We start from the raw sequence: 805 nt of genomic DNA on the forward strand, positions 1-805 counted from the left end.
GCGTCGGCCTCATCGTGCGGTGGGTCCTTCCGGGAGTGCGAGTTCCACGAGGTGCAGGAGCGCGGCGAGGTCGCCGGGTCCGGTGTGCGGGTTGAGCAGGGTGGCCTTGAGCCAGAGGCGGCCGTCGGGGCGGGCGCGGCCGAGGACGGCGCGGCCTTCGGTGAGCAGAGTGCGGCGGACGGCGGCGACGGTGTCGTCGGTGGCGCCGGTGGGCCGGAACAGGACGGTGCTGATGGTGGGGCGGTCGTAGAGGTCGAGGCGCGGGTGGCGGTCGACGAGGTCGGCGAGGTCGGTGGCGCGGGCGCAGACCTGGTCGACGAGTGCGCCGAGGCCCCGGCGGCCGAGGGTCCTGAGGGTGACGGCGATCTTGAGGATGTCGGGGCGGCGGCTGGTGCGCAGGGAGCGGCCGAGGAGGTCGGGGAGGCCGGCTTCGGTGTCGTCCTCGGCGTTGAGGTAGTCGGCGTGGTGGGCGAGTGCGGTGAGGTCGTCGCGGTCGCGTACGGCGAGGAGTCCGGCGGCGACGGGCTGCCAGCCGAGTTTGTGCAGGTCGAGGGTGACGGTGTGGGCGCGGTCGAGGCCGTCGAGACGGGGGCGGTGGCGGTCGCTGAGGAGGAGGCCTCCGCCGTAGGCGGCGTCGATGTGCAGGCGGGCGCCGTGGGCTTCGCAGAGGCCGGCGATCTCGGGGAGCGGGTCGATGAGGCCGGCGTCGGTGGTGCCGGCGGTGGCCGCGACGAGGAGGGTGCCGGGCGGGCCGGCGAGTGCGGTGAGGGCCTGGTCGAGGGCGGCGACGTCCATGGTGCCGGCG

At 75.5% G+C, this 805-nt stretch carries 1 protein-coding gene; it reads right to left on the reverse strand.

All coding sequences use genetic code 11. The features are described 5' to 3' along the window. Nucleotides 1-9 precede the first annotated feature (9 nt). Nucleotides 10-805 (reverse strand): pyridoxal phosphate-dependent decarboxylase family protein (locus FGF04_RS22640; protein ID WP_235882441.1); only part of this gene is annotated, 796 nt, incomplete at its 5' end.

The organism is Streptomyces apricus, from assembly GCF_008369065.1.
GTDB lineage: Bacteria > Actinomycetota > Actinomycetes > Streptomycetales > Streptomycetaceae > Streptomyces > Streptomyces apricus.